Origin of the sequence: Microcoleus sp. A003_D6 (assembly GCF_036702825.1) — a bacterium.
Lineage (GTDB): Bacteria > Cyanobacteriota > Cyanobacteriia > Cyanobacteriales > Microcoleaceae > Microcoleus.
On sequence record NZ_JAUBWA010000085.1, the window covers coordinates 1 to 14,647 of the forward strand.

A 14,647-nucleotide genomic window follows, 5' to 3' on the forward strand; every position below is an offset into this window, starting at 1 on the left:
CTACCTAATTATCAACAAGGCATAAGAGCTATGAGGCTTATTCTATCAGCGTTATAGGCGACTTGTCGCCCCGACAGCTAATGCCACAGATTCAGTTGGGTCATCATATTGGCAGACTGTACCCTCTAAGGGATAAGGATTTGAGTCAGGGTGACTGCGGCGAGGAGATTCAAGAATAATAATTTCCACTGCATCGCCTATCACAAAAGGTAAATTATCTAAGGTGATTTTCCCATTCTCTGCAAAGGTTGTTTCAATACGATGGGCGTTCATAGTATTTCCTAATCCAGAACTTGGTTGCTTTCATTGTAGATCCAAATTATCAGACGGTCAATGATTGCGGATGATTACGTTGTCGCGCTAAAGCGCCAGCTTTTATTAGGTTTTATACTTCTTGTAAAATGCAACTATTCAAACGCTCATACTCATCCTCTAAGAGCCACATTTTAGCATCATCGTAATTGTCAGTTCAAAAATGTACCAAGTTACCGAATCCATCTTATCATAATTGGCGGGTGGCCAGAAACCGGGTTTTTGCGAGATACTTCGTTACTGTCTGCAAAAATCGTAAAAACCCGGTTTCTTTGGTATCGGTTGACGCTCCCCCGTATCAATTTCTACCCCATCCCGAACAAGTAATCGAAATTACCGTCTCCCACAGAATTTCTAAGCGTATTGATAATTTTCCTTGCGTTATCGTAAGGCCCTTCAACATAACAAGGTTCTCCATTGCGACCGAATTTCAAGCCAATTTCGCTGGTTGATTCTCCTAAATGAGCCTTCGACTGCTCGAAATCGCGGTGCGGTTCAAAGCCTAATTTTCGGGCATAGGCGATCGCACCCCAAACCAGGGCTTGTGCTTGCTCTAAACTAATCTCCTCGTATTCTTGCCCAAACTGCGAGTAACAAAGCTGAACGAAATTTTTATATTGGCTATCGTTGCAGTTACGTGGCGGGATGGTATCCTTGACTCCCAAACACCAGTAGTCGATCAAATAAGAGGCTGTAACAAAACGATTGTATCCCTTGGAACGGGTAACCACCACTAAACCCAAACCGCTCGTTTCAGAGGTTTCATTCCCTAACAATACCTTCGCAAAATTTACATCCACGAGACATTGAGCAACGGGCAATAACTCTCCTTTTTCGGCGCTAGCGAGGGCTGTTTGTTCTGCATGAGATTGAAGAAAGGTACTGACTTCGGATGCTTTCAATCCTAACTTTCGGGCAATTTGTTTGGGCGTTAATTGGCGATCGCGCAGGTTGAGAATTTCTTGTTCTTGTTCTGGCTGCATGGTTTTTCTATTGCCGTCAGGGCTGGGTTCGAGCTGAGTCGATCGTTAGACCTCTTGCAAAAATCCTTTTCATCAATTGATGGGACGGGCAAGATGCCCATCCCACAAGAGTTATTTTTTTGTGGGACGGGCATCTTGCCCGTCCTATTTATTTTTGCAAGAGGTCTATTGTACCGCGTTTTTGCGACCAACTTCGTAACATTGCAAACATTGAGGAAAAAACCCGGTTTCTTTGATGGTGCCAGTGGCGAGAAACCTCGGTTAGCCCGATAGTCCGCCAGGGGTTGAAACCCCTGTCTCATAGCAAAAGTCCTCTTTAAGAGGACTAAAGAGTTTTTCATTTTTATCTCGGATTTTCAGTCGGTTGAAACCGACTTTCGCTATTAGCTATGGGTTTCAACCCCTGGCGGTTGTGGCGACACCACTTTATTTTATACTTCTTGTAAAATGCGACTATTCAAACGCTCATATTCATCCTCTAGGAGCCACATTTTAGCAGATTCGTAATTGTCACTGGTAAAGATAACTTTATAATTTTGTGCCGGATTATGAATGCAAAAAAATCCTGATTTTCCCTTAACTAACATCAGGATATAAGGAGGAGAGATCAGAGTATCAGCCCAAATTTCTGCAAACTCCCACTCAGTCTCTTGCTCTGATTCTTGACTGATTTTAGTAGCTTGTTCGGGGTCTTGTGCGAGGTATGACATGATATTTACCTGTAGTTTTCTTAATCTTTATTTCACCGTAATTTAGTGGTATCTGAGTACCGTCTGCTTTCAGTATATAACCAATTGGTTCGGAAAAGTACAATCCGTAGCGTTCATAATTATCCTCTAAATCCTCGGCTCCTGTGCGTTCCCCTCTTAGCTTTATTTCTGCGGCGACTCTTTCCATTGTTTCTCTATCATTAAAGAGATGGACAATTCCTTCGTTTTCAAGTTCGCTTTGGGCTTTTTGGGTTCCAGGGAGATGTTTGTCAATGAGACTGGTTCTGGTTTCTAGAGTAAGTTCGCGGTCAATTCCACTTATATTCACTTCACTAAAACGAAAAAATAACTGCTATGATTTTTAGATCGTGCGCGAGGGGCCAGAAACCGGGTTTTTTTGAGAGACTTCGTTACTGTCGGTAAAAATCGTAAAAACCCGGTTTCTTAGATTGTCTACGAACCTAATTTTGCGCTAATTCCGGCGGCCGCCCCATCAAACCGGTCATCAAGCGCAAGGCTAAAAACCTCACTGGGGGAATTTTCCGCAAACACCACAATCCGAAGCGGCGGAATGCTACAATTGGCAGCCAAGTATTGGAAAACAATCTGTCGAGAAAATCGGTAAATCCTAACACGATTAAATTCTCTTTTTTGCGCCAGTTGTGATACCGTTTCAATACTCGCAAGTCGCCGATGTCTTCGCCTTTTTGGTGCGCTTGCTGCAAGATTTGGCCGATCGCCCCTGCGTCTCGAATGCCCATATTCAATCCCTGGCCGCCGACGGGATGGCAGCAGTGGGCCGCGTCGCCAATTAGCGCTAATCTGGGCAAAACGTAGCGATCGCTCTGCATTAACTGCACGGGAAACAAAAAGCGATCGCTCTCCAATTCCAAACGCCCCAAAAGCCCGCCCGTGCGCTGTTCCAACAAAGCTAAAAACTCTGTTTCGTCCATTTCCTGCAAAGCTTTTGCTTCCGCGTGGGGTGCTGTCCAAACTACTTGACAGCGGTTCCCAGGTAATGGTAAAACTCCCATCGGGCCGCTCGGCCAAAAGCGCTCAAAAGCAATATCATTGTGCGGTTTTTCTGCTTTAATAGTGATAGCAACGCAGGATTGCCAGTATTTCCAGCCGCGAGTGCTGATGTTGGCTTCGGTGCGGATGCGCGATCGCGAACCGTCGGCGGCGACTAATAATTTGGTGCGAATTGTCCGAGTTTCGCCGTTTTGTTTGACTTCTATTTCGGCGCAATGAGTTAAATATTTTACCTCGACTACTTCCGCCGGACAAACCCAACTAAAATTCGGGTTTTTTGCCAAACATTCCTGCAAAGCTGACAGCATGACTCGGTGCTCGCCAACGTAACCTAAAGCTGTTTTTGGTACGGGCAATTTGCCAGTATTTCCCAAATCCGGGCGGTGGAATTCGACGACGCCGGGATAGTCGCCGTCGCAGAGGCTAATTTGCTCGAAGGTGGTGATTTGCGGCAAGATTTGCTGCCACACGCCGATACCTTCTAAGATCATTCCTGATAGCAAGGTAATTGCATAGGCTTGTTTTTTGGCTGCTGCGGCTGCGGGGAGTTGGGTTTCAATTATTGCGATTTTTAAGCCAGAATCTTTTAAGGCGCTGGCTAAGGTTGCCCCGACTATGCCACCTCCGACGATCGCTATGTCAAAGTCGAGTGTCGGTGTTTCCGTGGAGGCTGTTGTGGGAGAAAGTTGGTTTACAGGCATTTTCAAGGGATTTTGTCAAAGTTAATTGGAATGTTACTTTTTTATTGTAAAGAATTATTTCGATTTAGGGCGATCGAGATGGGGAGATGGGGAGATGCGGAGATGGGGAGATGCGGAGATGCGGAGATGCGGAGATGGGGAGACAGAAGCCCGGTTTCTTTGGATATTTCTCGTCACTCAACCCAAAACTCGTAGAAACCGGGTTTCTCGCCCCATGCGCGACTCTCAGAAACCCGGTTTCTTGGTAGATTTCTCGTGACTCAAGCCAAAACTCGTAGAAACCGGGTTTCTCGCCCAATGCGTGACCTTGAGGAATTAATAACTAATAACTAATGACTAATGACTAATGACTAATGACTGATGACTAATAACTAATGACTCATGACTAATGACTAATGACTAATGACCATTTCCTTTGTGTTTTCGGCAGCCAGCGCTGATACTTCCTGGCAAATGGGAATCTCTATGACAAACTCTGCACCTTCTCCGGGCGCGGAAACACACTGCAATTTGCCTCGGTGTTTTTTAACTATAATCTGATAGCTGATTGACAGTCCCAAGCCTGTGCCTTTGCCGACGGGTTTAGTAGTAAAAAATGGATCGAACAACTTGTGAATAACTTCTTGATTGATTCCCATCCCGTTGTCGGCAATCCGAATGGTTACTGTGTCTGCATTCGCACTGGTGCTAATGCGAATTGTGTTGGGGCGAGAATATATTTCGTTTGAAGAATCATTGCTGTTGTACTCTTCGAGGGCGTCGATCGCATTTCCTAAAAGATTCATAAATACTTGATTGAGCTGACCTACATAGCACTCGACCTTTGGAAAATCCCCGTATTCTTTAATAATCTCAATCGCGGGACGAGCTGTATTAGCTTTCAGCCGGTGCTGTAAAATCAGCAAAGTGCTCTCTATTCCTTCGTGAATATCCACTAGCTTCATCTGCGATTCGTCGAGTCTGGAAAAGTTGCGCAAGGATATAACTAAGTCGCGGATGCGATCGGCTCCTGCTTTCATTGATTCCAAAATCTTCGGAAAGTCTTCCATTAAGAAATCGATTTCAATATTTTCGGCTGCTTCTGCAATTTCCGGGACGGGATTTGGGTATTTTTCCTGGTAAAGGTGGAGTAAATCGAACAAGTCTCTGGCGTATTGGCTGACGTGGGTGATGTTGCCGTAGATGAAGCTAATCGGGTTGTTAATTTCGTGGGCGACGCCAGCGACTAGCTGCCCGAGAGAAGAGATTTTTTCGGTTTGGATTAGTTGAGTTTGAGCTTGGTGCAACTCGCGGACAGCTTTTTCGAGCTCGGCTGCTTGCGATCGATACTGTCCCTCGGACTGCTTGAGTGCTTCCAAAACTTGGACTCGATCGCTAATATCGGTGTGAGTTCCCACCCACTCGCGAATGCTGCCGTCGGCTGCCAAAAGGGGGACGCCCCGCACCCAGAAGTGTCTGTAGCTGCCGTCTGCGGCCCGCAAGCGGTGCTCGACTTCGTAGAGACTTTTTGTTTCTATTGCCCGCATCCAAGCTTGTATTGTGCGATCGCGGTCTTCTGGGTGTACTGCTTCTATCGAGTTTTCCCTCATCTCTTCCAAGCTGATGCCCGTATAAGCTATCCAATCAGGCTGAGGCCTGTCGAAGATTCCGCTAGCGTTTGTAGTCCAAACCATCTGTGCGGTGGCCATTGCCAGCGATCGGTATCTTTCCTCGCTCAGACGCACAAATTCTTCCGCTTGCCTGCTGGCTGTCACGTCGCGCAAAATTGCTGTGAATATGATTTCGCCTGCCACTTCGAGTTTGGAAATAGAAGCTTCGGCGGGAAATTCCGTACCGTCTCGGCGGCGGGCGAAAATTTCTTTGCGGCTGCCCATTTTTCGGGCTTGTTTAACGCCGCCGCCGAAATTAATTACGAGGTGGCTGTGAGGGGCGACAAAAGCTTCGGGCAACAGCAGACTCAGGGATTGCCCGATCGCCTCAGCCGCCGTCCACCCAAAAATCCGTTCTGCACCTTGGTTGAACAGGATAATTTTTTGGTCGGCATCCACGGAAATAATCGCGTCGTCGGCAATTTCTACAATGCCGGCGAAACGAGCTTGAGACAGTTGCAGCGCTTTTTCAGCGTGTTTGCGATCGCTGATGTCGCGGGCGATCGTCGAAATGTATGTGAGTTTGTCGTCCGGTGCGGAGTGGGAGATGAGGACTTGGCTGACGGGAATTTCGAGTCCCGATGCTGACACGAAGGCTGTTTCTCCGCTCCAAAAGCCCTCGGAAACAGCGGTGGCGATCCCTTCATTCAAAGTGCTGCGGGCTGATACTGCCGTGAATTCTGCAACTTGTCGGTTGGATATATCTTCGTTTTCGCCTATACCCAGCATTTTTCTGCCTGCTTTGTTGATGTAAACGGGGTGTCCTTCGAGGTTGCAGATACCTACAAAATCAGGGGTTGCTTCCAGAATTGCTGCCAGACTTCTGTTGGCGATTTCGGCTTTTTTGCTTTCAGTAATATCTCGCGCGATGGTAACTATACCGCTAATATTTCCTAGTCCGTCCCGGTAAGCACTTTTTGTAGAAAGAAATGTCCTCAAATTTCCTTTGACTGGTAGTTCTTCTTCGATCGCTTGCGTTTGGCCGGCTGTCATAATTGGGCCATCTGTTTTCCTAATATTCCCCGCAATTTCCGGGTGAAATAACTCGCTGTCATCTCTGCCGATAATGTCGTCTACAGACTTGCCAATTATACTAGCTCCCGCAGCATTGAGCATTATGTAACGGCCCTGAATATCTTTGACAAATAGGGCTGCTGGCGTACTATTGATGACGGCAAGCAACAGGTTGTAGTTTTTTTGAAGTGCCTGCTTGGTTGTTTTAGTGTCGAAAATTTGCTCCTGCAATTGCTCGTTGGCCAGTTGCAGTTGGAGAGTCCGTTTCTCAACTTGAGTTTCTAAGTCTGATTTAGCTTTCCTCAGTCCCAGTTCCGCTCGATAGCGCTTCCGGTCTGCGCTGCAAAGAGTTTTGGCATTCTGCCAAATCAGAACTGTAAAAATAATCACGTTCAATACGCTTAACAGCGATATCCCTACCTCCGGCGTGTAGGCTTGTAACCGATCTCCCAATAGGATGAAATAACCGACTAAAGGCGGGATAATGATTGCCTGCGGCAACAAGCGCCTCACCATGATGCCGCCCGCGCGATCGCTCGTCATTACTGCTATCAATCCTCGCTCTGGACTGGCAAATAAAATGCCGAAGCTCAGCAACATAAATGCTGCGGCAGTGTGCAAAGCCATGCCTGTATTTTTGCCAATTTGGTAAAATAAAGCTTTGTCGTAGAAATAGCCTATCAAACCTGTAAATGCAATTAAAAATGCACAACAGCTTAAGATTTGAATCCGCAGGTATTTAGGCCGACTTTCTGACAGCAGCAGCAACGCTGTTCCCAGCAATAAAAAAGCACCAGCAGTATTCGGCGCCATGCGTCCTGGTGTTCCGGGGATTGTCAATGTGTAACTTTCTTTAAATAGCAGTTGGTCGATGCCTAAGTCTAAATTAAAGCTATATTGAAGTAGGGTTAATAGGCTAATTAATATAATTAAAAATGAACATCCCAACATTAAAGATTTATGATTTCTTTGAGACTTTCTTGCTGTTAATTTGGCGCGCCGGATCTGCTGAATGAATAGAGAAAACCCGCCCAAAATAAAGCAGACCGCAGTATTGGCTTTCATCGTCACGAGTCCGGGCAGAATGCTCTTTAAGAGTTGCACATCGAATATCCAACCCAAAATGACTGTACAGCCGATCGCCATTACTGCAATACTCGCTTTTTTGGAAAAAGACTCGACAGCAGCCATTCGGGTTGAGGGCGTTTGCAGTTGTTGCGATCGTTCAAAAACTTCCAATTTCTCGCTCCCTCTAATTATTTGGTTTCTACGTATTTAAGGTAACAATCAACACTTTAGTAATATTGTTGCCTACTATACAAAGCTGCTTGAGATTTTCTCAAAGCTGCTAATCATAAAATATGGATTATTTTATCTAACTTTAGAGAGATCGTCAACAGCAGGTTGAAAGCTCTTATTTAGAAGGCATTCGGCAGAATTGACTATTTTTTGCGTGTAAAATTTAATAAAAAATTCCTTGTTCCTTGTTCATTTTCCCTTCGATTTCGGAAATTGGCACCCAATTCATGGGCAAGACCGAGTGTTTTTACTCAGTACATCAAGGCGTAATAGTAGCTGATTAGTCGATCGGCAACAAGATCGCTCGGATTGTCAACCGGCTGCTGTGGCTGTGGGAAATGCGATCGGCAGATAAGACTCGGCGTTTGAAACCGCTACTACAAAAACAAAGTCCCAGCAGAGAGGGACTAAAGATAGGATATTAAAGTCGGATTTGGTAACTGTCAACTGTCAACTGTCAACTGACAACTGACAACAGTCAACTAACTCCCAAGTTTTGAAGTGCTTCCAAAGCTTCGGTTGCTGACGGGTAACGCTGTGGGAAAGCGTACAGCACCATCTGGTCTAAAACGCGAGCCAACTCCGGGGTAACAATTGCATTTTTCTGCCAGATGAGATTGCCTAAATTATCAACTCTGAGTTGTTTCGGGCGCATTCCTGTCAAGGCTTGAATCCCGATGATCCCGACAGCATAGATGTCGCTGCAAAATTTCGGTGAGCCGATGGCTTGTTCGGGGGGAATGTAGTCTTGCTGAGTACCGCCGCGCGATTTCGTTTGACCGGTGCTGTTTTGTGAAGTGTTGATTTCTTTAACGGCTCCAAAGTCAATTAATACAATCTTGCCATCTGATGTGCGCCTGATCGAGTTTTGAGGGTGAACGTCGCGGTGAATTACATTTTGTTTGTGGACAAAGACTAGCACTTCTAAGATATCTTTCAACAAAGCAATAACTTGAGGTTCTTCCCAGGGTTGACCTTCGATGAGTTCTTGATACAGTGGTTGTCCTTCGATGAATTGATAGACTAAATAAAAATATCCATCTTCTTCAAAGCGAGCTAACAATTCTGGTATCCGATCGTGTTTGCCCAATCGATATAAAACTCGCGTTTCTCGATCGAATAGCTGGCTGCTTCTCTCAGACTGGCTTTTCAGGCGCTTGACGAGGCACAAAGGTCGATCGGGCAAATTTTCATCTTCAGCCAGATAGGTATCGCTGTACTCCGTATTCACCAAATGTTCTCTGATTCGGTAACGCATCCGCAGCAGCTTTTGCAACATCGGATCGAGAGAATTAGTTGGTTGTGTGCCTTTTTGTACCGATCTCATGATGCAGTCCCAAAGATTTGCTCCGACTACTTTTTCTTCTAGTCCAATAATTTCTGCTTGCTTCAGTACCTTGGTGAGGTCTTTCCACAAGTTGTAGCCGACATACCGCCCCAGGTAGCCCACTGTGTACCCGCGGGCGATCGGATCGTTTTGCTGAATTTCTTGGTAAGTCAAACCCCCTATAACGCCTCGAATTATCGACTGTTGCAACCGACTCAGGTGTTTTTCCGTTTGTTCGTATACCAGATTGTCCAAAAAAATTATGGCTTCTTCTACCGTCATAGTTTCATGGCTTAAGTTAGTTGTGCAGCAGCTAGAGACTCGATCTTTATATTTTTGTTATAGACGGTTTATTTGAAAATTACTATGGTTTTTTCTTTTTGAAATATATCTTGATAATATGAGTTTTATGAATCAAAGTTATGACTTTTATGAAATTAATATACTTGACAAATGGTTGATGTGTTAATCTGAATTCACGGTTTTTAATAATCGAGTATTTTAGGGGTTTAAAAAAAGACCCGTCACCGTAGCGATATCGTTGACCTTTGCACCGGCATCATAATTTTCGGAGTGCAGCGCGACGATCGTCAGGCCCGAAGCTGCGATCGCGGGACGCTCAGCTTCGAGAGTATAATTGGGCGGTTAAGCAGATGAGCATGAAAATACATAAGTATGTCAAAAGCGAGCGAAACGAGAGTGAAGCGAAGCAATTCGCTTGCGGTCAAGCTCGCTTGACATTCTGTTACATGAAAGAGTAGACCTCTTGCAAAAGTCCTTTTAATCAAATTTTGGAACGGGCAAGATGCCCGTTCCACAAGGAAAAATGTTTTTTGTGGGATGGGCCGGAGAGCCCGTCCTAGTTATTTTTGCAAGAGGTCTAGTTTATTTGCGCCTACCTACTTAGGATCGCGAATTAAATAACTTACAATTTTAATAGTTATTGTGGGATGGGCGTCCCGCCCGTCCAAAAAGGGCGGGCGGGACGCCCAACCCCTACTCCCCACTTTTAAGAGTGTAAGTTATTTAATTCTCATTCCTTAAAAGCTAATTTTTAATCTTGTTCACGTAACCCCACAAACTGTAATCGCGGCTAAGCCAACCCCGGAAAAATGCCATCTGACTCGGATCTTCTTGCACCCGTTTGTAGCGGTAAATAATCCGCTCGTTAATCATTTGCAGCGCCGTATTTTTGTTGTTAGCGACTTTCAGCGCTTCCTTGGTGCGCGCATCAAAAACGCCACTTTGCGGCAATCCTAATGCTTGCTGGAGAAAGGTAATAGAATTATTAATACCGAAATTAACGGCGGTGTCAAACATGACGATCGCCAAAGCAGGCTGCATCGTCCCCGAAAGACTAGAATCCCAGTAATATTTATAAATTTCTAGGAGCTCTGCTTCCGACATCTGTGTCACGTCGAGGGGCGGTAGCCCGCGACTGTAGCGGTAAGAGTTGTATTCCGTTTGCAGGATGCCCCGATAAGTTCTGCCGCCCTTATCTGCGGGGTGATTGCTGAATCCGCCCTCAAAATATAGCGTGAAATAAAGAGCTGTTTGGAATACTCGCTGCCGAAAGCTGGCTGTCTGCTGCTGTGCGAGAGTCTTTTGGGCAAAGGGTAAGGGGATTGCCAAGGTTAACAAGAGTATCCCCAGCAGGAGGTTTGGTTTCCACTTGATGTGATGTTGGCGCTGTGTCGCTTGCTTGTCGCTCATAAATTCTCTGTAACGATCGCCCGTAGTTCCGCTAAAACTGCTACTCTGCAAAATAATATAGATTCAACCTTTAACTTGATAGCACAGATAGGCCGCCAAATGAATTCCGATTTTCGCAACCAATCCGAAACACCCCAATTTGAAGATGCTGCATCGCTGACAGTAGTTGCAGAAACCTATTACTCTCAAGGCAATTTAGCAGCAGCCGTCGCTGCTTGTCGCCGAGCTCTGGAATTGCAACCGGATTGGGCGGCGGCTTACGTGACAATGGGCAATGTGCAGCAAGCAAGCGGCTACATTGAGGAAGCGATGCGGTTTTATTCTGAGGCGATCGCCCTGAATCCCGATTTTGCTGAGGCTTATGCTAATTTGGGCAGTATGCTCTACAAACAAGGGCATTTGATAGAGGCTATTGTCAATTACGAAAAGGCGATCGAACTCAAACCAAATTTGGCTGCTGCTTACTGGAATTTGGCAGGGGCACTGAAGCAGCAGGGGCAGCCGGATGCAGCGGTAGCATACGAGCAAAAAGCTCTCGAACTCAATCCCCATCTGGCTCAGGTAGATTTTCACTTAAATTTAGGAGATAAATTAGCGCGGCAGGGGAAGTTAGATGAGGCGGTGGCTGCATGGCAGCAGGCGATCGCTTTCAAACCCGATTTAGCCGAAGCATACTGTCAAATTGGCATAGTTTTGCGCCACCAGGGTAAATTTAAAGACGCAATACCCAACCTTCAAAAAGCCCTAGAAATTAAACCCGATTTTATTTCGGCTCACCAACATTTGTGCGGCATCCTCAGAGATACTAGCGATTTAGCGGCCGCGCGGCAAGCCGTGCACCAATACAGCCAAATGTGTGCCGAAACCGATCCAATTATGACCGCGATTTACTTCGTCAGCACCTATCAAGTGTCGGGATTGAATCAAATTGCGGGCGATCGATTTTTAGAGCTAGAGTCGTACTTGCAGCAAAAATTAGAAACCGTTAGCCCGGTGGAAATTAAATCGCTTTATGCAAATTTGTTATTCAGCACGCCCTATTTGCGAGATGACTTGGCGGCAAACTCAAAACTTTACAGATTAATTGCCCAAAAGTATATCGCCCAATGTATCAAACCTAATTTTTCTCAACCCGCCAATTACAGTTTTAAACCAAAAGCCCCATCCAGCAAGTTAAAAATCGGCTTTTTGTCCAATCACTTCAGCCGCCATTCTGTAGGTTGGTGCAGCGCTGACATCATTCGCGAATTGTCCGACATCACACCCAATTTGTATTTCTACGCTTCCGAAAGAATCGTTCCTGACGATCGCACTCAGCAATTTGAAAGTTTGGGAAAACTGACTTTTCCGAAAACTTACCCGAACGGACTTGCCAATTCCGCAGAAATTATCGACCAAATTCAGCAAGATGAATTAGACGTTTTAGTCGATTTAGATTCTCTCAGCGTACCAATTCACGCTGACATTCTCTACCAAAAACCCGCACCAGTTTGTGTTTCTTGGCTCGGATTTGATGCCCCTTACATATCGCCGGAAAATTACTTTCTTACAGACTGGCACTCGCACCCAGCAGACCGAGAAAAATATTATGACGAGCAGCTAATTAGGATGCCGGATTCTTTTGTAGCTGTGTCAGGTTTTCAGAGATATGGAGTCGATCCGGTTGCATTGAGAAGGTCGAATCGGATCGGTTTGGATCAGATAGTTTACCTGTGCGTCGCTCCCGGCAGAAAATTTAATCGCGAGTTGGTAAAAGCACAAGTGGCGATTCTCAAACAAGTGCCGAACAGTATCTTAATTCACAAAGCTTTAGGCGATGCAGCAGTGTTTGAGGGCGCGTACCACCAAGCTTGCGAAGCTGAAGGAGTCGGCCGGCACCGAATTAAGTTTTTGCCGAGGTTTGCTACTGAGGAAGAGCACAGAATTGTCTATTTGCTGGCAGATGTTTTGTTAGATTCTTATCCTTACAATGGAGGCACTCACACTTTGGAGGCTTTGTGGTTTAATTTGCCTGTGGTGACTCGAACAGGAGAGCAATTTTTGTCTAGAATGGGTTATTCGTTTTTGCAGGCTTTGGGAATTGAAACTGGTGTGGCTTGGTCTTGGTCGGAATATGTGGATTTGGGTGTAAAATTGGGTAAAGATGGTGAATTGAGAAACGCAATTAAAGCACAGTTGGTGAAATCTAAAGATGCAGCCAATTTGTCGCCGCTGTGGAATCCGAAAAAGTTTGCTGGTGATATGTATGCGGTGTTTGAAAAACTGCGTAAAATAGAATAACGCGCTAATTATAGGATAAGGTGCGTCAGGCAAAACAATCCGCAATGTGAGAAAACATCCTAACCTGACGCACCCTACAATGACTGCGATTAAATAGGTTTGTAGTGAGGACTTCAGTCCGCATCTCTCATCAACCGTAGGGTGCGTCAGGCGAAATCATCATCAATGTGACCAAACATTCTCATCTGACGCACCCTACAATGACTAATGACTAATGACTAATGACTAATGACTACTGACTAATGACTAATGACTAATGACTAATGACAACTGACAACTGACAACTGACAACTGACAACTGACTAATGACAACTATTAAGTTTTTGAAACAACCGACTTCGGAAGCTTGGGTGGAACAGGCGATCGCCCATTTGGATACAATCTTATTAGACCATTCTCACTGCGAGCGGAAAGCGGCGGGAGTAGCGTTAAATTTAATGTTTCGCTACCCAGCACGGGAAAAATTGGTGAGGATGTTAACGGCGATCGCCCGCGAAGAATTAGAGCATTTCGAGCAAGTAAACCAGCGGTTAGAACAGCGCAGCATCGCTTTGGGCCCTTTGGCTGCACCTCCCTACGGTGCTGGTTTGTCCGGCCAAATTCGCAAGCAGGAACCGGAGAGACTTTTGGATTCTTTGTTGGTTTCTGGTTTGATTGAAGCGCGGAGTCACGAACGGTTGGGGCTGCTGGGCGATCGCTGTCCCGACGCCCAATTAGCTAAGTTTTACCGCAGTTTGATGGCTTCGGAAGCCCGCCATTACGGGGTGTATTGGATTTTGGCAACAACTTATTTCGATCGCGCTATTGTGATTGAGAGGCTGGAGGAATTATCATTGGTAGAAAGTCAGTTGCTGGCAACTCTTTATCCTGAACCGAGAATTCACAGTTAAAAGTTGGGTGCATTTAACGACTGTCAAATGCGAAAAAATCAGTAATTTTACGGTTGCTAAAGTCAAAAAAATAATATAAGTTGCAACAACTAATGAAAACCCAACATCTCGATTTTTTAATTCGTTCCTGGGAAACGCGCGATCGCGCTGAGGCTTTCCATTTAATTAAAAATATTTTAGCAGAGTACGGTTTAATATGTGAGCCTTTCGGGGCAGATCGAGATGTCTATGATGTCGAATTATTTTATCATAAAAAGGGCGGCGAATTTTGGGTAGTAGAACGGCAGGATCAAATAGTGGGTACAGCCGCTTATTATCCGATTGAACGCGGGAATAATGCTGTGGAAATTCGCAAAATGTATATTTTGCCAGCAGCAAGGAGACAAGGTTTGGGGAAATTTTTACTGCAAGAATTGGAAAGTAAAATTATCGCTCGCGGTTTTGATGAAATATGGATAGAAACTGCTAGCATTCTTAAAGAAGCTGTTAAAATGTACGAAAATAGCGGATATCTACCGACAACGGGTGTGGAGACGCAAAGGTGCGATCGGGTTTATGTAAAATGTTTAAGTTAGAAGCCAAGTCTAAGAAACCGGGTTTCTGATAAAATCTCCGTTGGTGGCGAAATATTTCGGAAGAAACCCGGTTTCTGGGAATTTTGCCAAGTCTAAGAAACCGGGTTTCTGATAAAATCTCCGTTGGTGGCGAAATATTTCGGAAGAAACCCGGTTTCTGGG

The 14,647-nt window shown here is 45.3% G+C and carries 11 protein-coding genes; 3 read left to right on the forward strand and 8 right to left on the reverse strand.

Translation table 11 applies throughout. From position 1 onward, the window contains the following. Window positions 1-51: 51 nt before the first annotated feature. From QUB70_RS21660 to QUB70_RS21695, 8 genes are all read right to left on the reverse strand, one after another. Complete coding sequence (locus QUB70_RS21660) at window positions 52-273, reverse strand: hypothetical protein (RefSeq protein ID WP_332983360.1); 222 nt, start codon at window positions 271-273, stop codon at window positions 52-54. A gap of 344 nt (window positions 274-617) precedes the next feature. Then, a complete protein-coding gene (locus QUB70_RS21665; RefSeq protein WP_332983361.1) occupies window positions 618-1,295 on the reverse strand; it encodes a DNA-binding response regulator in 678 nt (225 codons plus the stop codon). 431 nt (window positions 1,296-1,726) lie between these two features. Beyond that, entirely contained in the window at window positions 1,727-2,005 is a 279-nt protein-coding gene (locus QUB70_RS21670; protein ID WP_332983362.1) for a hypothetical protein, read from the reverse strand. After that, window positions 1,968-2,333: a DUF6972 family protein gene (locus tag QUB70_RS21675; protein ID WP_442927805.1), complete on the reverse strand. Its 366-nt coding sequence runs from the start codon at window positions 2,331-2,333 to the stop codon at window positions 1,968-1,970. The genes QUB70_RS21670 and QUB70_RS21675 overlap by 38 nt, the downstream gene beginning before the upstream one ends. A 133-nt stretch (window positions 2,334-2,466) precedes the next feature. After that, window positions 2,467-3,738 (reverse strand): FAD-dependent hydroxylase, encoded by a 1,272-nt coding sequence (locus QUB70_RS21680; protein WP_332983363.1) that lies wholly within the window; start codon window positions 3,736-3,738, stop codon window positions 2,467-2,469. A gap of 392 nt (window positions 3,739-4,130) precedes the next feature. Next, window positions 4,131-7,640, reverse strand: a complete 3,510-nt coding sequence (locus tag QUB70_RS21685; protein ID WP_332983364.1) for a PAS domain-containing sensor histidine kinase — start codon at window positions 7,638-7,640, stop codon at window positions 4,131-4,133. Between the two features lie 538 nt (window positions 7,641-8,178). After that, entirely contained in the window at window positions 8,179-9,309 is a 1,131-nt protein-coding gene (locus QUB70_RS21690) for a serine/threonine-protein kinase (RefSeq protein ID WP_332983365.1), read from the reverse strand. Window positions 9,310-10,074: 765 nt separating this feature from the next. After that, complete coding sequence (locus tag QUB70_RS21695; RefSeq protein WP_332983366.1) at window positions 10,075-10,740, reverse strand: glycoside hydrolase family 108 protein; 666 nt, start codon at window positions 10,738-10,740, stop codon at window positions 10,075-10,077. A 99-nt stretch (window positions 10,741-10,839) separates the two neighbouring features. Here QUB70_RS21695 and QUB70_RS21700 point away from each other — a divergent pair, with 99 nt between their 5' ends. The 3 genes from QUB70_RS21700 to QUB70_RS21710 all read left to right on the forward strand — a co-directional run bounded on the left by QUB70_RS21700 (window position 10,840) and on the right by QUB70_RS21710 (window position 14,485). Next, a complete protein-coding gene (locus QUB70_RS21700) occupies window positions 10,840-13,020 on the forward strand; it encodes an O-linked N-acetylglucosamine transferase, SPINDLY family protein (RefSeq protein ID WP_332983367.1) in 2,181 nt (726 codons plus the stop codon). A 305-nt stretch (window positions 13,021-13,325) separates the two neighbouring features. Continuing rightward, entirely contained in the window at window positions 13,326-13,910 is a 585-nt protein-coding gene (locus QUB70_RS21705) for a tRNA-(ms[2]io[6]A)-hydroxylase (RefSeq protein WP_332983368.1), read from the forward strand. A gap of 92 nt (window positions 13,911-14,002) precedes the next feature. After that, a complete protein-coding gene (locus QUB70_RS21710; protein WP_332983370.1) occupies window positions 14,003-14,485 on the forward strand; it encodes a GNAT family N-acetyltransferase in 483 nt (160 codons plus the stop codon). The last annotated feature ends 162 nt before the right edge of the window (window positions 14,486-14,647 follow it).